The sequence below is a fragment of the Niastella sp. genome, assembly GCF_045805085.1.
GTDB lineage: Bacteria > Bacteroidota > Bacteroidia > Chitinophagales > Chitinophagaceae > Niastella.
The window spans coordinates 23,193-49,129 of sequence record NZ_JBJMLX010000065.1; the positions used below are offsets into that span (position 1 = coordinate 23,193).

Here is a 25,937-nt window from a genome sequence, read left to right on the forward strand (position 1 = left end):
GGTTACTGTCGCTGGTACAAGAATCAAAAACTAGAAACAAGAAATACGAAATATGGCTATTAAAAAAGATAATCGTCCCAGAGCCACATTTTCTAAGATCACTATCGGGCTGGCTTCACCGGATTCCATTTTGGAACGCAGCTACGGTGAGGTGTTGAAACCTGAAACCATTAACTATCGTACGTACAAACCCGAGCGTGATGGTTTATTCTGCGAACGTATTTTCGGACCGGTAAAAGATTATGAGTGCGCGTGCGGAAAGTACAAGCGTATCCGTTATAAAGGGATCGTGTGCGACCGTTGCGGGGTTGAAGTAACTGAAAAGAAAGTACGTCGTGAGCGCATGGGCCACATTAAACTGGTGGTTCCTGTAGTACACATCTGGTATTTCAAAAGCTTACCTAATAAAATCGGTTACCTGTTGGGTGTTAGCTCCAAAAAACTGGAGAGCATCGTTTACTACGAGCGTTTTGTAGTAATTCAACCGGGTATCCGCGAAGATCGCAGCCTGAAGTCAGGCGATCTGTTAACTGAAGAAGAATACCTGGAAATACTGGAGAACCTGCCTAAGGAGAACCAGTACCTGCCTGATGATGATCCACAAAAATTCATTGCGAAGATGGGTGCCGAAGCGGTACACGATCTGCTGCAAAGAATTGAACTGGACACCTTGTCGTTTGACCTGCGTAATGCCGCCGCTACCGAAACTTCACAGCAACGTAAAGCCGATGCCTTGAAGCGTTTGAGCGTGGTAGAATCATTCCGCGAAGCAAATAGCCGCATCACCAACCGCCCTGAGTGGATGGTAATGCAATATATTCCGGTTATTCCGCCAGAACTGCGTCCGTTAGTTCCCCTGGATGGTGGTCGTTTCGCTTCATCCGATCTGAACGATCTGTATCGCCGGGTAATTATTCGTAATAACCGGTTGAAAAGATTGTTGGAGATCAAAGCACCTGAGGTGATCTTACGTAACGAAAAACGTATGCTTCAGGAGGCGGTTGACTCTCTGTTCGATAACTCACGTAAATCAAACGCAGTAAAAGCCGAAGGTGGTCGCGCATTGAAATCACTGTCGGATGTGCTGAAAGGTAAACAGGGACGTTTCCGTCAGAACCTGTTAGGTAAACGTGTTGACTACTCCGGTCGTTCTGTAATCGTGGTAGGTCCTGAATTGAAACTGCACGAATGCGGTTTACCGAAAGATATGGCGGCTGAATTGTTCAAACCGTTCATCATTCGTAAACTGATTGAAAGAGGTATCGTTAAAACGGTAAAATCGGCTCGTAAGCTGGTTGATAGAAAAGAAGCGGTGGTTTGGGATATCCTTGAAAATATCCTGAAGGGTCACCCGGTTATGTTAAACCGCGCCCCAACGCTCCACCGTTTGTCAATCCAGGCTTTCCAGCCTAAACTGATTGAAGGTAAAGCGATCCAACTGCACCCGTTGGTGTGTTCGGCGTTCAACGCTGACTTTGACGGTGACCAGATGGCGGTTCACGTGCCTTTGAGCAACGCGGCCGTTCTGGAAGCCCAGCTGTTGATGCTTTCTTCACATAACATTTTGAACCCGCAGAATGGTGCGCCAATGACCCTGCCTTCACAGGACATGGTACTTGGTCTGTACTACATTACCAAGGGTAAAAAATCAACTGAAACCGAAAAGATCCGCGGTGAAGGCAAAGCCTTCTACAGCACCGAAGAAGTTATCATCGCTTACAACGAAAATCGCATTGACCTGCACGCTCACATTAAAGTGAAAGTGCATGTTCGTAACAACGACGGCGCTATCGTGAAAAAGCTGACTGAAACTACAGTAGGTCGGGTAATCTTCAACGAATTCGTTCCGAAAGAAGTGGGTTACATCAACGCACTGCTCACCAAAAAGAGCTTGCGCGAGATCATCGGTGACATCATTACCATCACCAACGTGCCTAAAACGGCCAAGTTCCTCGATGATATCAAACAACTTGGTTTCCGTACGGCCTTCAGAGGTGGTCTGTCATTCAGTATCAATGACCTCATCATCCCGTCTATCAAAGGCGATGTGCTCGACCAGGCCAAAGGCGAAGTAGACGAAGTATGGGATAACTATAACATGGGTCTTATCACCAACAACGAACGGTATAACCAGATCGTAGACATCTGGTCACGTGTGGATACCCGCATTACCGAAACGTTGATCCGTGAGCTCAGCACCGATAAACAGGGCTTCAACTCTGTGTACATGATGCTTGACTCCGGAGCCCGCGGTAGTAAACAGCAGATCAAACAGCTGTGCGGTATCAGAGGTCTGATGGCAAAACCCAGAAAGTCAGGTTCAAGCGGAAGTGAGATCATCGAAAACCCGATCCTCTCTAACTTCAAAGGCGGACTGAACGTATTGGATTACTTCATCTCTACGCACGGTGCCCGTAAAGGTTTGGCCGATACCGCCCTGAAAACAGCGGATGCCGGTTACCTGACCCGTCGTTTGGTTGACGTAGCACAGGACGTGGTAATTACAGAAGAAGATTGCGGTACGTTGCGTGGTATTGCCACCAGCGCACTGAAAGATAACGAGGAGATAGTAGAGCCACTGTACGATCGTATCATTGGCCGTACGTCACTCCACAACGTATACAGCCCGCTAAACGATAAACTGATCGTTGGCGCCGGACAGGAGATCAATGAAGAGATCGGCAAACAAATTGAAGAAGCCGGTATCGATACCGTTGAGATCCGTTCTGTACTGACCTGCGAAAGCAAACGTGGCGTGTGCGTTAAATGTTATGGTAAGAACCTGGCCACAGGTAACCGGGCGCAGAAGGGTGATGCCGTTGGTATCATTGCTGCCCAGTCGATCGGTGAGCCTGGTACACAGTTGACCCTGCGTACCTTCCACGTGGGTGGTGTTGCCGGATCTGCTTCAGTTGAGTCTTCACTCACTGCCAAATTCGATGGAACTATTCAGTTCGACGGTTTGCGTACTGTAACTTCGGTTAACAATGAAGGTGATCCAATTCAGATAGTAATCGGTCGTACCGGTGAAATCCGTAACGTGGATCTGAAGAACGATCGCTTACTCAATGTAGTGAACGTGCCTTACGGTTCAACCCTGTTCGTGAAAGACGGTCAGAATGTGAAAAAAGGCGATACCCTTTGTACCTGGGATCCGTTCAACAACGTAATCGTTGCTGAGATCGTAGGTCAGGTGAAATTCGATAATGTAATTGAAGGTATCACTTACCGCGAAGAGGCCGATGAACAAACCGGTCACCGCGAAAAAGTGGTAATTGAAACAAAAGATAAAACCAAGATACCTACCCTGATCATTGAAGGCAAGGATGTAAAGCAATACAACCTGCCGGTAGGCTCACACATTGTGGTTGATGAAGCCGAAGGTGTGAAAGCCGGTCAGGTGTTGGTGAAAATACCTCGTACGCTGCGGATGCAACGCGACATCACAGGGGGTCTGCCTCGTGTAACTGAGTTGTTTGAAGCACGTAACCCGGGTAACCCTGCCGTCGTTTGCGAAATCGACGGTGTGGTAGCCTTCGGCGCCATCAAACGTGGTAACCGCGAGATCGTCGTGGAAGCGAAAGATGGTGTTATCAAGAAATACCTGGTGCCATTGACCCGCCAGATCCTGGTACAGGATGGTGACTTTAACAAAGCCGGTTCGCCACTGTCTGACGGACAGGTTTCACCAAGCGATATCCTGGCTATTAAAGGTCCGTTTGCTGTACAGGAGTATGTGGTGAATGAAATTCAGGAAGTTTATCGTTTGCAAGGTGTGAAGATCAACGATAAACACATTGAGGTGATCGTTCGCCAGATGATGAAAAAGGTTGAGATCGTGGATCCGGGCGACACCCGCTTCCTCGAAGAAGACCTGGTTGACCGTTTTGAATTCAACGAGGAAAACGACTGGATCTTTGATAAGAAAGTTATCTCTGAACCAGGTGAAAGCGCCCGGTTGAAAGCTGGTCAGATCGTTAGCCTGCGTGAAATTCGCGAAGAAAACTCGCTGCTGCGTCGTACAGACAAAAAGCTGGTTGAATTCCGCGATGCCGAACCGGCCACTTCACATCCTGTGTTGCTGGGTATCACCAAAGCTTCACTGGGTACGCAAAGCTGGATCTCAGCTGCATCGTTCCAGGAAACAACCAAAGTATTGTCATCGGCTGCCATACAAGGTAAAACCGACGATATGCTTGGTCTGAAAGAGAATGTGATCACAGGTCATCCGATACCAGCAGGTACTGGTTTGCGTGACTTTGAGAACATGATCGTTGGTAGCAAGGAAGAATATGAATTGCTGCAAACCACCCGCGAAGCGATGAGCTTTGATGATGAAGAGTAATCACGATCAATAATTCATTGATTATAAAAACAAAGTAGGAAGCTAAACACTTCCTACTTTTTTATTAGCCGTTAACCCATTGTTAAAAGTTTTAACAATTCTCTTTACAACCAGATTTATATCTTGCAAAAAAGGCGTTCATGAAAAATATTTCTACTTTATTATCCATTATTGCTCTTGTTCTCATTGGTGTTCTTTTTTACTTCCAGTTTGCGAAAGGAAATCAACAGAAAAAAGTAGCCGTAAAAAATGATAATAATGCTGCCACCAGCTTTGCCGTAGCTTACTTTGATATTGATTCCCTGCAGGAACACTATGAGTATTTCAAAGATGTTTCCGGCGACATGAAGAAGAAAGAAAATGCCATGAATGCTGAATTGAACGATTTAACGAACAAGTACCAACGCACTGTTCGTAAATGGCAGGAAAAAGGCAATAATATTACCCAGCCTGAAATGGAAAGCGCCCAGCGTGAAGTAGGCTTGCTGCAACAACAGATCCAGCAACGTAAAGGCGAACTGGAACAGGAAATGCAAAAGCTGCAGGTTGACCGCATGAGCGAATTGCGCAAACAGGTAGAGGAGTTTTTGAAAGACTATAATAAGGACAAGAAGTTTGCTTATATACTTTCTTATGAGCCTGGTTTTATTATTTACTACAAGGATCCGGCTTATAATATTACCGGTGATTTGATTAACGGGTTGAACACGCAGTATAAGGATAAGAAAAAATAAGCCCCAGGCTAAAAGCCGCAAGCTCCGGTTTGAAGGCCTAAAGCTGAAAGAAGAAAGCCTAAAGTTTAAAGTAATTTGTATTGCTTTAAACTTTAGGCTTTTGGCTTATATCCCTAGCCCGTTTCCTATTGCCTATGCAGTCAATATCAGTAAATTATGTGGAAATTTGGGTTGGTGAGGATTCGAATTAGTTTCCCTATCTTGAGCGGGTTAAAATCTGATTTCTTACTATTATATACCTAATATGGCAGAACACGCTTCTTCATTTAAACCATCCCTTAGTTTAGTGGACGCTACCATGGTGGTAGCCGGTTCAATGATCGGTTCGGGTATCTTTATCGTTAGCTCGGATATTACCCGCAACGTAGGCAGCGCCGGCTGGATGATCGCTGTATGGCTGATCACCGGATTTATGACCATCACTGCAGCGGTAAGTTATGGCGAACTGAGCGGTATGTTTCCTAAAGCGGGCGGCCAGTATGTGTATCTTAAAGAAGCATTTAATCCGTTAGCAGGGTTCCTGTATGGCTGGAGCTTTTTTGCGGTGATACAAACCGCTACCATTGCTGCGGTAGCCGTTGCCTTTAGCCGCTATACCGCTTATTTAATACCTGAGCTGGGTGAAACCAACATCTTGCTGACCATTGGTAAACTGAAGATATCAGCCGCACAGGTATTGGCCATTGCGCTTATTGTATTTCTTACCTATACCAATACAAAAGGAATAAAGGGCGGCAAGATCATTCAAACTTCTTTCACTACCGTTAAACTGCTGTCGTTATTCGGGTTGATAATTTTAGGATTCTTACTGGTAAAACACAGCTTCTGGAGCGAGAACTGGCAAACAGGAATGAATGCCACCCATCTGCAACAGGATGACAACGGAAATTTTATTAAAGACGGTCAATGGCTGCCTATTGGCGGAACTGCTTTAATTGGGGCCATTGCTGCTGCGATGGTAGGCTCAATTTTCAGCAGCGATAGCTGGAACAACGTAACCTTTATTGCCGGTGAAATAAAGAACCCAAAAAGAAATATCGGGTTAAGCCTGTTTTTGGGAACCCTGATTGTTACGGTAATTTATGTAACTGCCAACCTCATGTACCTGAATGTGCTTCCGTTAAGCCATATTGCTTATCCGGAAGGGGAGCGGGTTGCCGTTGCTGCAGCCACCTCTATTTTTGGTGAAATTGGCGCCTATGTAATTGCGGTGATGATCATGATCAGCACCTTTGGTTGTAACAACGGACTGATACTGGCCGGAGCCCGGGTATATTATACCATGGCAAAAGATGGCCTGTTCTTTAAGAAAACCGGTACTTTAAATAAAAATGCGGTCCCTGAATTTGCTTTGTGGATCCAGGCTGCTATGGCGGGCCTCCTGTGTTTGAGCGGCAGTTATGGCGATCTGCTGGATATGATCGCTTTTGTGGCGGTGCTTTTTTATGCCGTCACCATTATAGGCATCTTCATCTTACGCAAAAAGCGTCCGGATGCAGAGCGGCCTTACAAAGCTTTTGGCTACCCGGTGCTGCCCATTATTTATATCATTCTCGCATTGGTATTTAGTGTTTTCCTTATTCAAATGAAACCACTTTACGCCGGTATCGGACTGGGAATTGTTTTATCAGGCGTTCCTTTGTATTATATTGCAGTGCGAAATAAAAAGGCTTAGTTACAGGTTCCGGGTTGCATATTTCAGGGACTTGTAACATGAAATTTGTAACCTGGAACAGTTGAAAATATGAGTAAAGTGGATTTCAATAAACTATTTGAAGACTTTTCGAACATAAAGGCTGGAGTGATAGGTGATGTGATGCTGGATATTTACTGGTGGGGGCATGTGGACAGGATATCGCCGGAAGCGCCAGTGCCTGTTGTTGCGCTGGATAAAAAAGAACATCGGATAGGCGGGGCCGGCAATGTGGCGTTGAACCTGGCCGCCCTGGGTTCGCAGGTGGCGGTGCTGTCGGTAATGGGTAATGATGAAAACGGCCATATCTTAACCCATTTATTTAATGAGCATCACATTAATACCAATTGGGTAGCCAAACAGAACTCCCGGATTACTACTGCCAAAACCCGCATTATAAGCCGTAACCAGCAAATGATGCGGCTGGATGCGGAGATCACCAAGGACCTGTGCGCCGATGATGAGAATGCCCTGTTGGAAAAGGTGCACCACTTTATTACCACCGAAAAGCCACAGGTAATTATATTTGAAGATTACAATAAAGGGGTGTTGACCGAACGTGTGATAAAAGAAGTGACTGCCCTGTGTAAACAACATGGTGTTATTACCACGGTAGATCCCAAACGAAAAAACTTCTTCAGCTACCAGGGCGTTGATATCTTCAAGCCTAATTTGAAAGAGGTAAAAGATGGCCTGAACCTGTTGATAGACGATGTTAACCTGGTTACCCTGAACGATATTCATAAGCAGTTACAAAAGAAATTACAACACGCTATTTCCTTCATTACACTGTCTGAAAAAGGGGTGTTTTACCAGCAGAACAGCGACGCAATGATCATTCCTTCCCACTTACGAAATATAGCTGATGTATCGGGCGCGGGGGATACGGTTATTGCCGTGGCTTCCCTGATCTATGCTGCTACCAAACGAATTGACCTGATGGCCGAAGTGGCCAATATTGCAGGGGGATTGGTTTGTGAGGAGGTAGGTACTGCGGCAGTGAATAAAGAGAGGTTATTGCACGAGTGTAAATTGTTGTTGTCGTGAATGGGTTTGTAAGTTCGTGAGGTATTAAACTGTAACTTATGATCTCTGGTGCAGTACAATCTTTAATACAGGAACTCCTAAATAATAAATTCCCCCTTACATATACTCCGGTAGGAGGCAGTTCCATCAATCATACTTACCGTATTACTGCAGGAAAAGAAACCTTCTTTTGCAAGATCAACGAGCTGGCGGCTTTTCCCGATTTGTTTGAAACGGAAAAGCAAAGTCTGAAACTGCTGGCACAGCAACATGTGATACGGATACCACAGGTTGTTGCCAGCGGCCAAAACGGAGAGCACCAGGTTTTGATACTGGAATGGATAGAACAAGGCTTACAACCCGATGCCTTCTGGAGCCGCTTTGGCGAACAACTGGCCGCTTTACATCATATTCAAAGCAAACGATTTGGCCTGGCTACCGACAATTACATGGGTTCACTGCCGCAAAGCAATCAACCTGCCGATAACTGGACCGATTTTTTTATACAACAAAGGCTGCAGCCACAGGTAAAACTGGCCGTTAACCGTCAATTGCTGGAACCGGTCCATGTACAGCAATTTGAAAAGCTGTATCAGCAACTGGACAACCTGTTTGCGCCAGAGCCGGCTGTGTTGTTACATGGCGACCTGTGGAGTGGTAATTTTCTGTGTGATGCTTCGGAAAACCCGGTATTGATCGATCCGGCGGTTTATTACGGCCATCGCAGTATGGATATGGCCATGACCACCCTGTTTGGCGGATTCGACAGCCTGTTTTATGAGCGTTACAACTATCATTATCCGCTGCCTGTTAATTACAGACAGCAATGGGAAATATGCAATTTATACCCGCTGCTGATTCATTTGAATTTATTTGGCAAAAGCTACCTGGCCGACATTGTGCATACAATCCGGCGGTATTGATTTACGTTATGTTAGAGCCCAGGGCCACAAGGACCAGGGCACAAGTGAGAAATTGTAAATATTATGTAATAAGTTGTATGTAGGAGGTAATAAGTGTGTGACAGGTATTGCATAATTTTGTACAATGAAATGCAGCAGAATGACTTATAACGCCGTCTTAAACAAAATGATCACCCTTTAACGAATTGAATGCTGGCTGTTACTATACTGGGAAATAATTCTGCATTACCGGCGTATGACCGGCATCCCACGTCGCAGGTAGTGACGCTGGATGATAATCTGTTCCTGGTTGATAGTGGCGAAGGCACCCAGCAGCAATTGGTGAAATACCGCATTCGCTGGTCACGCATCAATTATATTTTCATCTCCCACCTGCACGGTGACCACTATTTTGGCTTACCGGGTTTACTGCACAGCATGGGGTTGCTGCATCGCGAAAACGAGCTGCATTTGTTTGCCCCGGCTCCCCTGAAACAAATACTCGATTTACAATTGGAGGCTGCCTCCAATCAATTGTCGTATCCATTACATTTTCATCCGCTGGAAGGGGAGGGTGTAATTGTGCAGAACGATAAATTCAAAGTAACCTGTTTTGCCACCAGGCACCGCATTCCCTGCTGGGGGTTTAGATTTGACCAGGTGCGTGCGCCGCGCCGGGTAAATCCTGAAAAGGCGATTGAATATGGCGTACCGGCCGCGTTTTACGACCGCCTGAAATGGGGAGAAGATTATACTACCAAAAGCGGCGAACTCATAGAAAATGAATTGGTGACCAATCCCGGCGTTAAGCCGTTGTCATATGCTTATTGCGCCGATACCATCTATGATGAAGAACTGATAGAAAAGGTAAAAGGAGTTGATTTGTTATACCACGAAACCACTTACTTAAAAGACCTGGAAATGAGGGCCGCCATGCGTTTTCATTCCACTACTGCACAGGCTGCCCGTATTGCCAAAAACGCCCATGTAGGTCGGTTGCTTATTGGTCATTTTAGCTCTAAATACGATAAGCTGGAGATGTTTGAACAGGAGGCCTGCGAGATATTCCCGAATACCAGTCTGGCGTTGGAAGGTGTTACCTTCAGAGCCCCTCTTAAATGAACATTAGAAATTAAAAATGAGAAATGAAAAAGTAAAATACCCTTTCATTTCTCATTAGTGTTATAAATCAATAACCGTCTTACTTCTTCATTTCACATTCCTCATTTTCATTTTTAATTTGCTTTGAGGAACTGTTTTACCTGCTCATGCAAGCCTTCACTTAATGGCATCATTGGTAAACGCAGGGCGTTTTCCAGCAAGTTCATTTCGGTCATAAAAGCTTTTACGCCGGCAGGATTGTTTTCTGCAAACATAAGTTCGTAGGCCTGGATCAGCACATCGTTCAACGTTTTGGCTGCTTTGAAATCGCCTTTCAAACACTGGCGCACCATATGGGTGAACTGTTTGGGAAAGGCATTGGCGGCTACGCTGATAACGCCATCCATACCACAGGCAACCTGCGGCAATACCAGGGCATCGTCGCCACTTACTACCAGGAAGTTTTCGGGGCGGTCGCGCAGTATCTGCATGCACTGGGCCATATCGCCGCTGGCTTCTTTTATACCACCAATATTGGCCACTTCATTAGCCAGGCGCAGGGTAGTGGCGGCGGTCATGTTACGACCGGTACGGCCTGGAACATTATACAACAAAATAGGTTTGGGCGAAGCGGCTGCCAGCGCTTTGTAGTGCTGGAAGATACCTTCCTGGGAAGGTTTGTTATAATACGGGCTGGCGCTTAAAACAGCGGTCGCTTTATCTAAAGGAAATGTTTCCAGTTCTTTAATTAATTCAGCGGTATCGTTGCCGCCGATACCTACTACAACGGGAACGCGGTTGTTCACTTTTTCGTAGGTGTAGCGTACAATGGCGATTTTTTCTTCTTTGCTGAGCGTGGGTGTTTCGCCGGTGGTGCCGAGGGTTACCACATATTCAGTGCCGCCATTGATTACGTGATCTATGATTTTGCTTAATGCATCGAGATCTACATCCGTGTTTGATTTGAACGGGGTTACCAGCGCTACGCCGGTACCATATAATGATTGACGAAGAGACATAATATTTTGGTTGAATCCCGATTGTTTTCGGGAGCGATTTAAATTTTGAATGTTGGTTTAGCTGAGTAACGATAAGAATGTACAAGTGAGTGACACAACAGGTGCTGAGCAGAGTTGTTACAGCTGGTTCCGCCTACGCCAAGGCTTCGGCGTACAATGCAGGGTCACTCAGGATCACTAGGCCGGTAATTCGTCCCAGAAGCCCATCTTGTTAAACTTATCGATTCGCTTTCGAACCCGCTCTTCAGGATCCATCGCTTTCAGCTCGTTGATGGTGTTAATGAGGTAAGGTTTTAATAAGCCGGCGGCTTCGTCGTAATTCCAGTGTGCGCCGCCCACAGGCTCGGGAATGATACCATCAATTAATCCAAATTCATGCATATAATCAGCAGTGAGTTTTAACTGTTCGGCTGCTTTTTCTTTCTGGTCCCAGCTACGCCAAAGAATAGAGCTGCAGCTTTCGGGCGAAATAACCGTGTACCAGGTATTTTCGAGCATGAACACCTTGTCGCCGACGCCAATTCCCATAGCGCCGCCGGAGGCTCCTTCGCCAATGATCACACATACAACCGGTACTTTAAGCCGCATCATTTCATAAATATTACGGGCAATAGCTTCACCCTGTCCCCTTTCTTCCGCTTCGAGGCCTGGGTAGGCGCCGGGCGTATCTATGAGGGTTATAACAGGTTTGTCGAACTTCTCCGCCAGCTTCATCAGTCGCAGGGCCTTGCGATACCCTTCAGGATTGGCCATACCAAAATTGCGCAATTGACGCGCCTTGGTATTGATACCCTTTTGCTGACCAATGAGCATTACAGTTTGCCCATCGAGGGAGGCAAAACCACCCACCATGGCTTTATCATCTTTAACATTACGGTCGCCAAACAACTCCACAAAATCAGTGGTGAGTTTGGAGATATATTTCATGGTGTACGGACGGTCGGGGTGGCGGCTCAACTGCACTTTTTGCCAGGGCGTAAGGTTTTGTGTAATAGCCTTACGCGTTTCCAGCACGCGCTCTTCCAGTTTCTTAATAGGGTCAGTCAGATCAAGTTTACTCTTTTCGGCCTTTTGCTTCAAGCCTTCGATATCATCAAAAAGATCTTTGATCGGTTTTTCAAAATCCAGGAACTGACGGTTTTTATCTTGCGGCATAGGCAGTGATAATAAGCTGTAAAATTAAGGGATGAAGGATTTTTTAAGAAAGTTTTCTACAAACGCCCCTTTTCACGTGACTGCCTGCAAAATCAAGGATTTTGGCAAACAGTGGCCTGCTTCGCTTACGTTTACGGAACTCATTGTTAATGAGCATCTATTAACGCAATCCCGGGGGATTTATGATGTGCTTTCCGGTTTTTAAAGGCTGCAAATGTAGTGTGAAAACGGGATATTTTGGCCCAAAGGCCCCTAATGGGGGAGAAGTTGTTTGTTCAGGGGGCTGAGGTCCCGGTATTAGCCCCCTGTTGCCGGTTTCTGTTGGGGAATCATTCTCTGATTCAGATTAACTAAAAGTTTAATAAGCTTTTGGGCTGATTTACCTGATACACCATGTTATTAAAGCTGTTTGTTTAGGCCAATCTTTGTACTGGAACGATATGGCCGCTTACAAAACTGAACGATATAATAAACGATGAATTAAAATTAAGTGTTTAAACGACAAAAAAGCTTTGCGGGCTGAATCTCACAGTAACCAGTAAGTTACTTTATAATTATAACATGTTAATAACTGAATATCCAGTTTTGTTAAAACTTAGTATATTTGTCACCGGTATAATTATCTAGGACGCCCCCTTGCACGTTTCTCCCCTGTTACCGTTTCTTTTACACTTAAAACTTTATTGTATGAAGAAAATTCAATTTTCATTGATCGTCGCGTGCCTGTGCGTAACGCTGGCTCGTGCACAAACCAACATTGCCTCCTCGGCAGTGGCTTCTACTTCGTATGTGTCTCCCTGGGAAACTATTTCCGCATTGAATGACGGGTACACGCCCGCTCATTCGAACGACAAATCGCATGGCGCTTACGGTAACTGGGACAATCCCAACTCTACCCAATGGGTTCAGTATGACTGGTCACAAACGTACAAGGTATCATCCATTCAGGTTTACTGGTTCAATGACAGTGGCGGCGTATTAACGCCTACAACCGCTAATGCACAATACTGGAACGGTTCTGCCTGGGTGAACCTGGGGAATGTACCCCTGGCCACCAATGCATTCAACACATTGGCGGTGAATAATGTTAATATGACACGTTTACGCGTGTCGATGCTCAATACCACTCAAAGCACCGGGTTGCTCGAATGGCGGGTATTGGGTACTGCCGTTGTTGATACCGGTGGCACAGGTGGTGGTAACGGTGGTGGCAACGGTGCTCCGTATACCTGGCCGGTTTATTCGCCTACTATTAATTATAATTTCAAAACAGAATTTCCCAGCTTACCCACCCCAACAAACGTATTGAATGATTGTCCGCAAGTAGTGGGAACACAATCATCTGACTGGTGGTGTTTCCGCTGGGGACCGAATAAGAACTCCCTGGTAACTACTGCTGCCATTACACCCTTGCTGGCGCGATTGAATACCGATTTTGCGTATTTCCGCGATCAAATGGGATGGCCACCCGATCTGCGTGCCAAGAACGGCTACCGCAGTTCGGTATATTTATATGGTTCAGGCTTGTGTACCGACAATGCGCCCAACACCGAGCTGGGTGGCTGGCAAAGCACTATCTATTATAATGGAAAAAGCTGGCCAATGGTCCTGGCTTCGTATTATCCGATTTATAGTTTTGATCCTGCCTGTAATTATAGTGACCGCGAATTTCAAAGAGGGGCGATGGTGCATGAAGGCATTCACGCGCTGTTAGCAGATCTGCCTGGGGTAAAACAATCTGCCTGGTTCCAGGAAGGTGGTAATGTATGGTTACAGCAAACAGCGGATGCGCGTAGAAGTAATAATTTCAGTTCTATGGGTGATTTGAACGGGACCGATTTCATTGCACCTTTTATGCCGATAGAATGTTACAGCGGCTGGTTGCAGGATGGCAGTTTTGGCGGACCATCAGCTGAAGGCGTAAACATGTTCAATGGCGATCAACAGATCTGTACCTGGCGTACTTTTTTAGGCGGTCATCAGTACAGCAGTTCTTTTCCCACCTTCCTGGGCAATGTTTTAGGCGATGGTGCTGTACCCTGGATCTGGCGCTATGCATCGGGCCGGGTGCTGGAAGGCATTGCTTCTGGTATTGGCGCTACACAAATGCGCCGGTTGATAACCGAATACCGGGCCAAACAGGCGTTGGTTGATTTTGGTCCCTGGAAAAATGCAGTACTGGCTTTATTGAATGCCCACTTCGGACAATCCATTGGCGCCGAATGGCAGCCATCATGGATGAACCCGCCTGTATGGACAGCCACTCCGTATGTCAAAACAACCAATAACGGAGGCTTACTTACCCCCGATGCAACCACCTTACCTGGATGGTCAGGGGCAAATCAAATACCATTAACTGTAAGTGGCAATACCGTAACCGTAAATTTTGAGCCTATTGGCGCCAACATGACCTGTCAACTGGTCTATCGCACAACAACTGGAGTGCCTGTTTATAGTCAACCGGTTTCAAGTGGGGCCTGTACGCTGAATCTTACAGCTGCGCCAGCCAATAATGTTGTGATCGCGGTTATTACCAATACCGATTACATCTACAATGGTGAAACTACCCGCAAAGCACATTATGATTACCGCCTGCGTTTAGTGACTGGCGTTACCGGAGCTGCCAATGTAAATACCAAATGGTATAACTCGGCTACGCTTTCATCGGCCCGTGAAGCAACTGCCAGCAAAGAAAGTACAGTGGGAATTGACTGGTCAAAGTACTGTAATCATGATGTACCAGTTGCCCGCAGAAGCAGTGAATTAAATAACCTGGTAAAAGTGCAGCTGTATCCCAACCCGGTGTCGCCCAACAACCGGGTAACACTTGATCTCACAGGAACAGGTAATGAAAAAACAACCATTACTTTATTTACATTGGAAGGCGCCAAACTGCTGGAAACAAGTACTATGGGTTTGCGCTATGTTATAGAACCTAAATTCCTGAAGCCAGGCACCTACCTGGTGAAGATAAAAAACTCAAAGACCGATCAAACGCAGAAATTGATTGTGCGATAAGAGGTTAATTTTTAATAAGGAGGGCCAATCGCCAGCTGGCGGTTGGCCCTCTTTTAGTTACTTCAATATATTCAACAGCAATTGCTGACCAATAATATTGGCGCTGTTATTTTGTGAATACCCGCACTCCAGGCCTATTCAGACCAGAGTAAATGCCTGTGGAGCAACGGAAACTATTTTGAATGAAAAAGTTGTTGCAGGGAGTCGATTGCTTTTTTCATATTTATGCCTTTGCCCAGAACCGGCTTAAAAATATCGCCCTGTTCTTTGATGCGAGACACCGCATTGCGGATGGTAAAGTCTTTCATTTTAAGCCCCTTCTTTACTTCTTCCCAATGCAAGGGCATGGAAACCGTAGCCCCCGGTTTGGGTCGTAAAGAATAAGCGCATGCCAGAGTAGCTTGCGGGCGGTTCTGTAAAAAGTCGATATAGATCTTTCCTTTTCTATCGGCCGTTTGCCGCTCAATGCTGGTGAACCGGGGTATTTGTTCATGCACGATGGTGGCGATCAGGCGGCCAAATTCCCGGGAATCTTCATAAACGTATTTTGCTCCCAGTGGCATGTAAATATGAATGCCGGTTGAACCGGATGTTTTACAGTAATTGGGAATGCCGGCGCTTTCCAGGATCTCGTGCGTAACCTGGGCGGTTTTTATTACCTGGTCGAACGTATTGGTATCGGGATCCAGGTCAATGATGCACCAGTCGGGATTGTCGGGTTTTTGCACGCGGCTGCTCCAGGGGTTCAGCTCAATGCAACCCAACGAAGCCATGTATAACACATCTGCTTCCCGCACCGGTACCAGGAAGCTTTTCTTTACGCTTTTATCGGTATAGGGAAAGGTGTTGATCCAGGAAGGTATTTTGCCCTCCACATTTTTCTGATAAAAGTTTTCGCCTTCAATACCATTGGGAAACCGGTTCATTGATTGAGGCCGGTCTTTCAGGTAAGGTAAAATAATGGGGGCCACCTGGTAATAATAATTCAGCATATCGCGCTTGGTGATCTTTTCTTTGGGCCAGTATATTTTATTGAGGTTGCTGAATTTTAATTTATACCCGTTGATGGTTCTTTCCTGTTGTTTTTCGCCGGGGTTTAATAAGGTTTTACGCTCCGCCTCATTGCGGCGGGTTATTATTTTTTCTTTATGAAGAATGGATTCAGGTGCTACTTTATTCAGCGGCTTTGCTTTTTCTGCTTTCACGTCTGTTGCTTTTTTATCAATGCGCATACCTTCAAACGAAGGGTGACGCATTACGCCATCACTGGTGATCTCGGCAAATGCTACTTCGCAAACCAATTGGGGCTTTAACCAGGTAGCGGATGCTTTCGGGGGATTGGGTCGGAACCGGGATGGCTTGTTATAATCGGGTTCTCTTTCAAACGGACAGTTTTTACGCACCAGTGGTTTGAACTGTTCCATCATGGCACGCTGGTCTTTATCAGTAAAGCCTGTACCTATTTTGCCGGTGTAATGCAGGGTCCCATTTTCAAATACGCCCACCAGCAGCGAGCTGAATAATTTGGAAGAACCCTCGTTGCGGGTATAGCCACCAATCACTACTTCCTGCCGCTTTGCGATCTTTATCTTCAGCCAGTCTTTTGAGCGAACACCCGGCACATATACACTATCGGCTTTTTTGGCAATGATGCCTTCCATGTTCATCTCTTTGGCAATGTCATAAAAAGTAGTACCGGGGGCATTAAAGGATTGACTGAGCTGCACTGTTGGATGCTGCGGCAGCATTTTTCTTAGTATTTCCCTGCGTTGTTGTAAAGGCAGGTCAATGAGCAAATAACCATCCAGCCATAACAGGTCAAATACATAATACAGCAATTCTCCATCTGCTTCGCTGCGCCAGTTTTGCAGATCGCCAAAGCTGGAGACGCCTTCTTTATTCGAAATAATGATCTCTCCATCCAGCACTGCATGTAGGTTCAATTTCTCCAGGGCAGCGGTGATGGGATAGAATTTATCGTTGAACGATTTATCGTTGCGCGATATGACCGATACTTGTTTGCCACGACAATGCGCCACAGCCCGGTAGCCATCCCACTTTACTTCGAACAACCAGTTGTCGGCATCAAAAGGTTTATCAACCAGGGTGGCCAGCATGGGGGAGAAACCGGTAGGAAAGGGCGCTTTTACGCCTGCTTTACCGGTAGTTGCCGCGTTTTTGCTCCGGCGTGCAGCAACAGTTTTTTTCCTTTGTGAAATAACTGCCATCCCCTATTAGAATAAATTTTATGCCAGAGGGCGGGCATGGTTTTTTAGCAGCTATGGTATGCCTTCGTCGGTGGTAGCTCATATGGATTATTTCGCAAAATCGTCTACCCTGCGGATCATTTTCACATCCGGGGAAATATACGATTACCTGAAAGTTCCGGCCGCTATTTATGAGGCCATGAAAAAGGCCACTTCCAAGGGAACTTACCTGAATAAGGTTATTAAGGGGCATTATCCTTATAAGAAGCTTACCTGAGTTGACACGGTTGACAAGTTAACAAGTTGACATGTTTCGTGGCACCCCCGAACTCAATAACTAAAGAACTTACGAACTTTCTTCAACCATTTTTTCCCTGATCTTGTATTCTTCCATATCAATCAGCGACATATATTTTCTGATCAGTTCTTCATCGTATTCCTGCAGGTGATTCACTTTGTTCAGGGTAGTGCGTTGCTTTTCCAACAGTTCCAGGTAAATGAGTTGAAAATTCCGGATCCCCCCTTCAGGGCTGTTTTCTGACGATGAATTCAATTGTTCAGTCAGTAATTTCAGATCGATCTTCAACCGCTCATGCAGATTCTTCAAATGCTCGCTGACATTTTTTCCTTTATTTGATCTTTCTTCCAGGAATTCAATGGAACATTTGGCAATCTTTTTTTGAATGTTCAACTCCTGGATATGTTCAGGTATGGTATTTCTTACCGGTGTTGGTTTTAATTTCCTGATAAGCCAGGGAAGGGTAAGTCCCTGAAAAACCAACGTAACCAGAATGACAATAAACGTTATAAAAAGAATGAGGTTGCGATAAGGGAATGCCTGGTTGTTATTCATAAGCAAGGGAATAGACAATGCCGCTGCAAGCGATACCACGCCGCGCATGCCGGCCCAGCCAATGACAAGCGGATTTCTCCAACCCGGGCTGTTATCTGCTACTGTAATATACCGGCTTATAAATACGGTAAATACAGATGCGCCCAGGGTACAAAGAAGGCGGCAAATGATTAGGGCCAGGGAAATTGTCAACCCATAGCCAATGGCCCTGCCCAAACTGATATCACCCAACTGATTTACAATGGACGGTAATTGCAATCCGATCAATAAAAAGACAAGTCCGTTCAAAACAAACACAATATTAGCCCATACGTTTACCCCTTCAATCCGGCTGCGATAGCTTAACATGCGGTGCCGTTGGGCCGATAATAATAAACCGCCACTTACTACCGCCAGTACTCCTGAAAAATGATAATGCTCTGCCGTGTAATACATGCAATAGGGCGTTACCAGGGTGAGAATGATCTCGATGCTGGGTGTTGTTGGCAGCCATTTATGAATAGCGTAGAAAACAAAACCGATGGCCAGCCCGATCAGTGTACCCATTATTATCACCAGGAAAAAACTGCCCACCGCTTCTGACATATGAAACTGCCCGGTGATCACCGCGGCAATGGCAAACCGGAAAACAATAAGCGAAGAGGCATCGTTGAGCAGGCTTTCACCTTCAACAATACTCACCAGGCCTTTCGGTACTTTTACCTGCCTCATAATGGTACTGGCTGAAATGGCGTCGGGCGGGGAAACAATACCCCCCAATAAAAATCCCAGTGCCAGGGTAAAACCAGGTATGCAGGCCCACGATACAAGGGCTATAACTGAGGAGGTAAGAATTACAATGGGAAATGCAAAACTGGTAATGACGCGCCGCCATTTCCAGAATTCTTTCCACGACACCTGCCAGGCAGAATCAAACAACAGGGGCGGCAGAAATATAAAGAAAACCAGTTCGGGATCTATAGTGATGTTTGAAAAAGTAGTCGTAAAACTGAGCGCCAGTCCGCCCACCACCAATACGATGGGGTAGGCCAGTCGCAGCCGGTTGGCAAACATAACCAGGGCCAGAATAATTAAAATGAGATAAACATATTGGATAAAAAGGTGCTGCATGGATCGGGTGTAAGCCATAAAAATAATAAAACGCACTCACATTGTATCAAAACCAATGGCATGCGTTTTTAGGAAGAATAATGATAGCTTTATAATAGTGTAAATATTCCGGCATATGAAGAATAAAGCGACCCTGCTGGCATGCATTATTTGTCTGTATCAATATGCAGCAGGACAGGATACGGTTACGCTGACGAAGAACAATTATTATGAGCGCCCTCAAAAATGGGGATTTATTACCCATGTGCCGTATGACCTGGTGCAGATAGGCAAATCGCCCTTTCAAAAAAAGAACCTGCTTGGGTTAAGTGTGGTAGCCGCCTCTACTGCGATATTGATACCATACGATCAGCCAATTCTGGATGCGGTTAAACGCGCATCGGATCATATTCACCTGGAATCACAAACTGATTACAGTGTACCGCTGAAAATAGGTGACACAAAAATCATTAAAGTGCCGCGTAATTTCAATTCGGCGTTGTACCAATTGGGTGAAGGGGGCACCAGTTTGTTGGTGGGTAGTGGATTGTTCATCTTTGGAAAAATAAACAAGGACAACCGGGCCTTGCAAACCGCCAGCGATATTGCAGAAACATTTATTACTATGGGTGTTACCACGCAGGTATTAAAACGTATGACGGGTAGAGAAAGTCCGTTCATGCGTACAAAACCTGGCGGAGCCTGGCGCCCATTTCCTTCGTTTAAAGAATACCAGGTAAATACCAGTAATTATGATGCTTTCCCTTCAGGCCATCTGGCAACCATGATGGCAACAGTTACAGTGCTTACAACCAATTACCCCGAAAAGAAATGGATCGGTATTCTTGGCTACAGCCTGATCGGACTAACAGGATGGGCAATGGTAAATACGGAAGTACATTGGGTGGCGGATTATCCGCTTGCATTGGCGCTGGGCTATATTTCAGGAAGGATTACCTGTTTGCGTCATAAAAAGCCAACCCATACAGTAACTGTTTTATAGGGGTTACTCTTTTCTTAAATTATATTTTATGTGGTGGATATATGCATTGCTATCTGCACTGTTTGCTTCGTTGACAGCCATTTTTGCAAAAATTGGAATAACGGGTGTTAATTCAAACCTGGCCACAGCTATACGGGCTATTATTATTCTGCTGGTAGCCTGGGGTATTGTTTTGGCAAGAGGTGAAGAAAAAGGATTGCCTGCATTGTCGAAACAAAACTGGATCTTCCTTGTCATCTCCGGAATTGCAACTGGTTTGTCGTGGGTGTTTTATTTCAAAGCATTACAGGTAGGTAAAGTGTCGCAGGTTGCACCGGTTGATAAACTAAGCGTGGCCTTGACTATTGTATTGTCTGTCGTAATATTAGGGGAAGCTCTTACGCTAAAAGCAGCTATCGGCGCCCTGTTAATTATTGCCGGAACAATTGTGTTAATATTATGAGGATGACTTGTTTATTAGCAGGCATTCGCTTTGATTTGCGCCTATATTAGGCTACATTTGCCAAGTGAGATATTTATTTACACTACTACTATTATTTGTTCAACTGGTAACGGGTTTTACTGCTGATGCAGGAACATCGTCGCCAACGAATACTATATCCCACGAAAAGAGTGCTTCATTATTAGCTAATGATATTTTACATAATCATTTTGCTGAAGTAGCCAATACTTTTCAGTTTAATTGCGTTGCGTTTAATATAAGGGACCACCGGGATTCAGATGGTTCCATTATGGTGGCTCGCCTTAGTGATTATATTTCCGGCGACCTGCGTAAACGCATCAACGCTTTTCCCACTCCACATTGGTCTTCGTTTATCCGGTTACTATTATTTCCCAATCATTACTTCTGGTAAGTTGTTTTGTTTTTTTGGAACAGAACCCTATTGTTTAATGGTCTCAACGATCATTAACGGAATCGTATTACCTAAACTTATTGAACTATGTCAGATGTAGTGATTGTACTAATGCTATTAGTACCTATAGCAGCTGTTATTATAATATTGAATAACGCCAGTAAAAGGCGGAGAAAAAAGGAACAGAAAAGAATAAATGCCTATATAGCAGAAGCCACCCGGCAAACCGGTATTACCAATTATTATCGTAAACAACTGATCCATCAAACAGTGATCATCGATGAAAAAGCCCGCCAGTTGTTGATTGTTGAACACAAAGGCATTTTTTCATTTGAGGTATTTCCGCTCGCTGCAGTCAGTGGAAACCTGGTGGTGAATGTTAAGCAACCATTTATTATAGATGGGAAGGAGCAGAAAAAGGAACACGTTACCACCAGGATCGGTATTGAACTCAAATTCAGAAAAATTGACGAGGAGAAATTTCTCCTGTTTTACGATCATCTCGAGCACAACGTATACCATATAGCTGATTCTGAAAAGGAGGCCCATCAGTTACGTGAAAAAATAGAGAAAGCAAGAGCTGCAAATTAGAATGAAAGGGATCCGGCGGGTCCCTTTTTTCTCCCAACACAAAAGAGCCTTATCAATGATAAGTCTCTCCTGTGCGAACGGTTAGTTCGATCGGTCTTTCATAGGTGTAATATTTTACAAATTAATATTCAGCCTGTCCTATTTCCAGTTTGTAAATTTTACCATTGGCATCGAGGTGAAATTTGAAATAGGTTTTGAAATCACCCCAGGTATCGCTATGAAATTTTCCATAGATAGAGCGGCCGCTGTCTTTTACAATATCAATACTGGTGAACCGTTCGTGACCAATGGCCTCGGTAGAAAAATTGGGAAAGTCCCGGGGATGACCATCATCCAGCAACTGCGCATCGGCGGTGAAATAAGAAAGCCATAATGTTGAATCTCCTTCCTGCCAGGCCTGAAAGGCTGCTTTTACGGTTGGGTTGCTCAATTTGCTGGTGTCCATATTTATAGTTTTTAAGTTATTGTTTTCCTTTTGTGCTGCTGCACCCATACAACCGGTGAGCAAAGCAACGGCAATCAATACAGTTGAGCTGTGCATGGTTGAAAGTTTAGTGAGGGTTGTTAAGCCATAGCGCCATTTACGCCGATGGTTTGTCCGCTGATCCATTTGGCATCATCGCTGGCCAGGAAGGCGATCACTTTGGCAATCTCATCCACTTCACCAAGGCGGTTGAACGCATTCAATGCTGCCTGACGAGCGATCATTTCGGGTGATTTCCCTTTGAGGTATAATTCGGTACTGGTAGGACCAGGCAATACTGCATTTACGGTTATGCCTCTTGATCCCATTTCTTTGGCAAATACACGGGTCATTTGTTCAACGGCTGCTTTGCTGGCAGCGTAGGTTCCATAAGTAGGGACCATTACGCGGGTCAATGTAGTAGACGTGTTAATAATAGTACCATTATCGGCCAGTTTGGTAGCGGCTTCGCGCAGGGTGTTAAAGGTACCACGAACGTTTATTTCGAACTGACGCGTAAAGTCTTCGTCGGTTGTATCTTTCAACAGTTTGGTGATCATGATACCGGCATTGTTGATCAGCACATCAATTCTTCCGTAGTGAGTAATGGCGGCATCAAACAACGCAGTTACTTCAGCGGCCTTACTAACGTCGGCTTTCAGGGCAATGGCGTCGCCACCATTATCTTTTATTTCCTGTACGGTTTTTTCGGCTTCAGCCTGGCTGCCTGAATAATTAACGATTACTTTAGCGCCTTCGCTGGCGATCAGGTGAGCGGTTGCAGCGCCGATACCTCTTGACGCGCCGGTAATTAATACTACTTTGTTATTTAACCTGTTCATAATTCTTTGTTTTATTGTTTGATTGGATAACACAAAGATGGCCCATGAACGGTTCCTGAAACGTACAAAGATTACAGCAAGAGTTGCAAAATTCTAAGAATGTGGTTAAACCAGCTGTTTGCGGTAGTCGGCCGGACTTTGATTGGTGTGTTTCTTGAAATAATTGCTGAAATGGGAGGCTTCGAGAAAGCCCAGTCTGCCGGCGATTTCCTTAATATTCATTTGTTTATCCTGCAATAGTACCTTGGCTTCGGCAATGGTTTTATCGGCGATCCAGGCGCTGATAGATTTACCCGTTTTACTGGTGATTACACTGGAAAGGTAGTTTACGTGGAGGAATTGTTTATCGGCATAATCCTGTACCCGTAGCTGGGTGTCGGTTTTGCCGTTTGCCAGGTCCCGGAAATGTTGTTCCAGGTTTTGTTTAAAGGTTTTTACGATCTGTGACCTGCGGTTACCTTCATAAATAGGGTTGTAAGTCTGGAAGAAATATTCTTTGATCTTTAATAAAAGCGTAACAACCGCACTGCCGATGATCTTGTTTTTATAGGGCGAATCGCCATGGTGTTCGCGATAAATAAATTTGTACAATTCTTCAATGATCGCAAACTGATCGGGTTTCAATACCCGGGGCTCTACCGTTTCGGTTAGCAGGAAGGAGAATTCGCGATAGACATCAGGATGTACCTGTTCTTTTAAATAAGATTCAGTAAAAACAACGAGACAGGTTTCCGTAACCTTATGCCATTCGAATTTGCGGAAGTTGCCGGGGTTGGTAAAATAAACAGTGCCGGGAACCATCGGAAAACTCAGGTCATCGATGGTGTAATTGCCAAAAGCATCTTTGATAAAAAGAAAGCTGAAGAAATTGGGCCGGAAGGGGATGGAGGAAACCGGATATTCTTTGAACAGGTCTTGCAGGTACAGGATAGAGAATCCCGAGGTTTGGTCGATGATCTCATGGGAAAGCCCCATGAGATCATACAATTCATTAAGGGTTTTAACTACAAGGTTTTTTGATGGCATGGGCCGAAAGTAGGAAATTATTCCGTACGCAAACTTTTTACCGGGTTGGCCACGGCCGCTTTGATGGCCTGAAAACTTACGGTGAGCAAAGTAATCACCAGCGCACCAATTGCCGACACGGCAAATACCCACCACGAAATATCGGTTCTGAAATCATATTTCTGCAACCAGGTATGCATATAATAAAAGGCAATGGGAATGGCTATCAGGCACGAAAGACTTACCAACAGAATAAAATCTTTTGAGAGCAGTTGCCAGATGTTTAGTACCGAAGCACCCAGCACATTGCGGATGCCAATCTCCTTTACCCGTTGTTCGGCCATGAACGAGGTTAATCCAAACAAACCAAGACAGGAAATAAAGACCGCGAGTATGGCAAAAAAGGTTGACAGTTTACCAATGCGTTTTTCGTTATCGAATTTGTTGGCGAACTGCTCATCGGCAAATTGAACTTTAAAGGGTGAGGCCGGATCGTATTTTTTAAAGGTGCTTTCTATTTTGGCCAGCACTCTGCTAACACTCCAGGTAGGGTTCATTTTCATAATGAATATATTCTGCTGCTCTGGTGAAACATGCCATAGAGAGGCCCGCACCGGTTTATAAGGCGATTGCACCAGCATATCTTCTACCACCCCAATAACTGTATAGGGTTTATGGTCCCAATGAATGATCTTGCCTACAGGGTCTTTTAAACCCATAAAGGCTACAGCCGATTCGTTTAAAATAAAAGCGGAAGTATCGGTGGCAAACTCCCGGGAGAAGTCGCGCCCCTGTTTTATTTTCCAGCCTATGGTTTTGCCATACTCCCAAGTGGTTGCATTGTTAGGGAAATCAACAGCAAAATTAGGGTCCTTACCTTCCCAATCGAAACCGCCATTGGTATTCCATACTCCTGTGGTAGGACTGCCAGATTCGGCCATCTCCACAATAGCGCCGGAGTTTTTCAGCTCTGTGCGTAACGCCTCAAAGTGTTTGTGCATTTCATCAGAAACGTCATGCGTGATCAATCCGTCGCGCACATAGCCTATAGGTCGTTGCATACCCATATTGATCTGTTTGTAAACTATGATAGTACCAATAATCAATACAATGGAAATGGTGAACTGGGTTACTACCAGTACTTTTCTTGGTAACGAAGCATTGCGGCCAACCCGGTAAGTTCCTTTCAGTACTTTTACCGGTTGAAAAGAAGAAAGGAACAAAGCAGGATATACACCGGCCAGCAAACCGGTAAGTATGCTTAAGCCTATGCCGATCAACCAGAAAAGGTAATTCCCCCAGGGAATGGCCATCTTTTTATCAGCAACGGAATTGAAGAAAGGCATAATGAGGCTTGCCAGTAAAATGGAGAATACAAAAGCGATCACTGCAGTTAATACCGACTCACTAAAAAATTGTACGATCAGTTGTTTTCTGTTCGATCCAATGGTTTTTCTGACGCCCACTTCTTTGGCCCTTTTTTCAGACCTCGCCGTGCTCAGGTTCATAAAGTTGATGCAGGCCAGCAATAATACAAATATGCCGATGATGCCAAACAGCCATACCGTTTCAATCCGTCCGCCGGTATTGATGCCATCCTTGAAATCGGCATACAAGTGCCATTTGCGCATGGGGTGCAGGAAAACAATAGGTTTATATCGTTTGTCATCAGCACTTAATCTATTCAGCTTTACGTCACGAATGCGTTTCGACAATTTTTCTATGTCTACATTGTCGGCTACCTGGGCATAGGTTTGGGTCCAGTTACTTCCCCAGGGATCATCCATTTTTTTTATCCATTGGTTCTGGCTCAGGTACAGTTGCCAGGGTAGAATAATTGTCAACTCATGATAGGTAGTATTTTCGGGCAGGTCTTCATATACCCCTGTAACTTTAACGTTCGATTTATTATCAACGCGAATCACTTTGCCAATAGGATCCTCCTTTCCAAAGATAGCAGTGGCTACAGATTGCGAAAGAAGGATGGAATTCATTTCTTTTAATCCGTCTTTCGAACCGGCCAGCATTTTCAGGCTA

Annotated in this window: 20 protein-coding genes; 12 read left to right on the plus strand and 8 right to left on the minus strand. The window is 45.1% G+C overall.

Annotation, left to right across the window (positions count from 1 at the left end):
• Positions 1–52: 52 nt before the first annotated feature.
• The 6 genes from rpoC (at position 53) to ACJ751_RS02855 (ending at position 9,822) form a co-directional block, all read left to right on the plus strand.
• On the plus strand, positions 53–4,345 hold the full coding sequence (gene rpoC, locus ACJ751_RS02830) for a DNA-directed RNA polymerase subunit beta' (protein WP_407743857.1): 4,293 nt from the start codon (positions 53–55) through the stop codon (positions 4,343–4,345).
• A gap of 140 nt (positions 4,346–4,485) precedes the next feature.
• A complete protein-coding gene (locus ACJ751_RS02835; protein ID WP_407743858.1) occupies positions 4,486–5,079 on the plus strand; it encodes an OmpH family outer membrane protein in 594 nt (197 codons plus the stop codon).
• A gap of 244 nt (positions 5,080–5,323) precedes the next feature.
• Entirely contained in the window at positions 5,324–6,754 is a 1,431-nt protein-coding gene (locus tag ACJ751_RS02840) for an APC family permease (RefSeq protein ID WP_407743859.1), read from the plus strand.
• A gap of 69 nt (positions 6,755–6,823) precedes the next feature.
• Positions 6,824–7,819: a bifunctional heptose 7-phosphate kinase/heptose 1-phosphate adenyltransferase gene (locus ACJ751_RS02845; RefSeq protein ID WP_407743860.1), complete on the plus strand. Its 996-nt coding sequence runs from the start codon at positions 6,824–6,826 to the stop codon at positions 7,817–7,819.
• Between the two features lie 38 nt (positions 7,820–7,857).
• On the plus strand, positions 7,858–8,721 hold the full coding sequence (locus tag ACJ751_RS02850) for a fructosamine kinase family protein (protein ID WP_407743861.1): 864 nt from the start codon (positions 7,858–7,860) through the stop codon (positions 8,719–8,721).
• Between the two features lie 189 nt (positions 8,722–8,910).
• Positions 8,911–9,822 carry a ribonuclease Z gene (locus ACJ751_RS02855; protein WP_407743862.1) on the plus strand — a complete coding sequence of 304 codons (912 nt, stop codon included), beginning with the start codon at positions 8,911–8,913 and terminating at the stop codon, positions 9,820–9,822.
• Between the two features lie 113 nt (positions 9,823–9,935).
• Here the strand turns inward: ACJ751_RS02855 and dapA are convergent, their stop codons facing one another.
• Both dapA and ACJ751_RS02865 read right to left on the minus strand, forming a co-directional pair.
• Positions 9,936–10,820 carry a 4-hydroxy-tetrahydrodipicolinate synthase gene (dapA, locus tag ACJ751_RS02860; RefSeq protein WP_407743863.1) on the minus strand — a complete coding sequence of 295 codons (885 nt, stop codon included), beginning with the start codon at positions 10,818–10,820 and terminating at the stop codon, positions 9,936–9,938.
• Positions 10,821–10,997: 177 nt separating this feature from the next.
• Entirely contained in the window at positions 10,998–11,975 is a 978-nt protein-coding gene (locus ACJ751_RS02865) for an acetyl-CoA carboxylase carboxyltransferase subunit alpha (protein WP_407743864.1), read from the minus strand.
• Positions 11,976–12,662: 687 nt separating this feature from the next.
• Here ACJ751_RS02865 and ACJ751_RS02870 point away from each other — a divergent pair.
• A complete protein-coding gene (locus ACJ751_RS02870; protein ID WP_407743865.1) occupies positions 12,663–14,993 on the plus strand; it encodes a T9SS type A sorting domain-containing protein in 2,331 nt (776 codons plus the stop codon).
• Positions 14,994–15,166: 173 nt separating this feature from the next.
• On the opposite strand, the gene ligD is transcribed toward ACJ751_RS02870, so the two are convergent.
• Positions 15,167–17,221: a DNA ligase D gene (gene ligD, locus ACJ751_RS02875; protein ID WP_407743866.1), complete on the minus strand. Its 2,055-nt coding sequence runs from the start codon at positions 17,219–17,221 to the stop codon at positions 15,167–15,169.
• 58 nt (positions 17,222–17,279) lie between these two features.
• Here ligD and ACJ751_RS02880 point away from each other — a divergent pair, with 58 nt between their 5' ends.
• Positions 17,280–17,477, plus strand: a complete 198-nt coding sequence (locus ACJ751_RS02880; RefSeq protein WP_407743867.1) for a KTSC domain-containing protein — start codon at positions 17,280–17,282, stop codon at positions 17,475–17,477.
• Positions 17,478–17,546: 69 nt separating this feature from the next.
• Here the strand turns inward: ACJ751_RS02880 and ACJ751_RS02885 are convergent, their stop codons facing one another.
• A complete protein-coding gene (locus tag ACJ751_RS02885; RefSeq protein WP_407743868.1) occupies positions 17,547–19,163 on the minus strand; it encodes a Na+/H+ antiporter in 1,617 nt (538 codons plus the stop codon).
• Between the two features lie 115 nt (positions 19,164–19,278).
• Here ACJ751_RS02885 and ACJ751_RS02890 point away from each other — a divergent pair, with 115 nt between their 5' ends.
• From ACJ751_RS02890 to ACJ751_RS02905, 4 genes are all read left to right on the plus strand, one after another.
• Positions 19,279–20,145, plus strand: coding sequence for a phosphatase PAP2 family protein (locus ACJ751_RS02890; RefSeq protein ID WP_407743869.1), 867 nt, complete (start codon positions 19,279–19,281; stop codon positions 20,143–20,145).
• A 28-nt stretch (positions 20,146–20,173) separates the two neighbouring features.
• Positions 20,174–20,587: an EamA family transporter gene (locus ACJ751_RS02895; RefSeq protein WP_407743870.1), complete on the plus strand. Its 414-nt coding sequence runs from the start codon at positions 20,174–20,176 to the stop codon at positions 20,585–20,587.
• Between the two features lie 64 nt (positions 20,588–20,651).
• Positions 20,652–20,999: a hypothetical protein gene (locus tag ACJ751_RS02900; RefSeq protein WP_407743871.1), complete on the plus strand. Its 348-nt coding sequence runs from the start codon at positions 20,652–20,654 to the stop codon at positions 20,997–20,999.
• 87 nt (positions 21,000–21,086) lie between these two features.
• Complete coding sequence (locus tag ACJ751_RS02905) at positions 21,087–21,590, plus strand: hypothetical protein (RefSeq protein WP_407743872.1); 504 nt, start codon at positions 21,087–21,089, stop codon at positions 21,588–21,590.
• 121 nt (positions 21,591–21,711) lie between these two features.
• Here ACJ751_RS02905 and ACJ751_RS02910 read toward each other — a convergent pair whose 3' ends face one another.
• The 4 genes from ACJ751_RS02910 to ACJ751_RS02925 form a co-directional block, all read right to left on the minus strand.
• Complete coding sequence (locus tag ACJ751_RS02910; protein WP_407743873.1) at positions 21,712–22,131, minus strand: hypothetical protein; 420 nt, start codon at positions 22,129–22,131, stop codon at positions 21,712–21,714.
• A gap of 23 nt (positions 22,132–22,154) precedes the next feature.
• Positions 22,155–22,895 (minus strand): SDR family oxidoreductase, encoded by a 741-nt coding sequence (locus tag ACJ751_RS02915; protein WP_407743874.1) that lies wholly within the window; start codon positions 22,893–22,895, stop codon positions 22,155–22,157.
• 105 nt (positions 22,896–23,000) lie between these two features.
• Positions 23,001–23,921 carry a helix-turn-helix domain-containing protein gene (locus ACJ751_RS02920; RefSeq protein WP_407743875.1) on the minus strand — a complete coding sequence of 307 codons (921 nt, stop codon included), beginning with the start codon at positions 23,919–23,921 and terminating at the stop codon, positions 23,001–23,003.
• Between the two features lie 17 nt (positions 23,922–23,938).
• On the minus strand, positions 23,939–25,937 hold a 1,999-nt coding region (locus ACJ751_RS02925), incomplete at its 5' end, for an FtsX-like permease family protein (protein ID WP_407743876.1).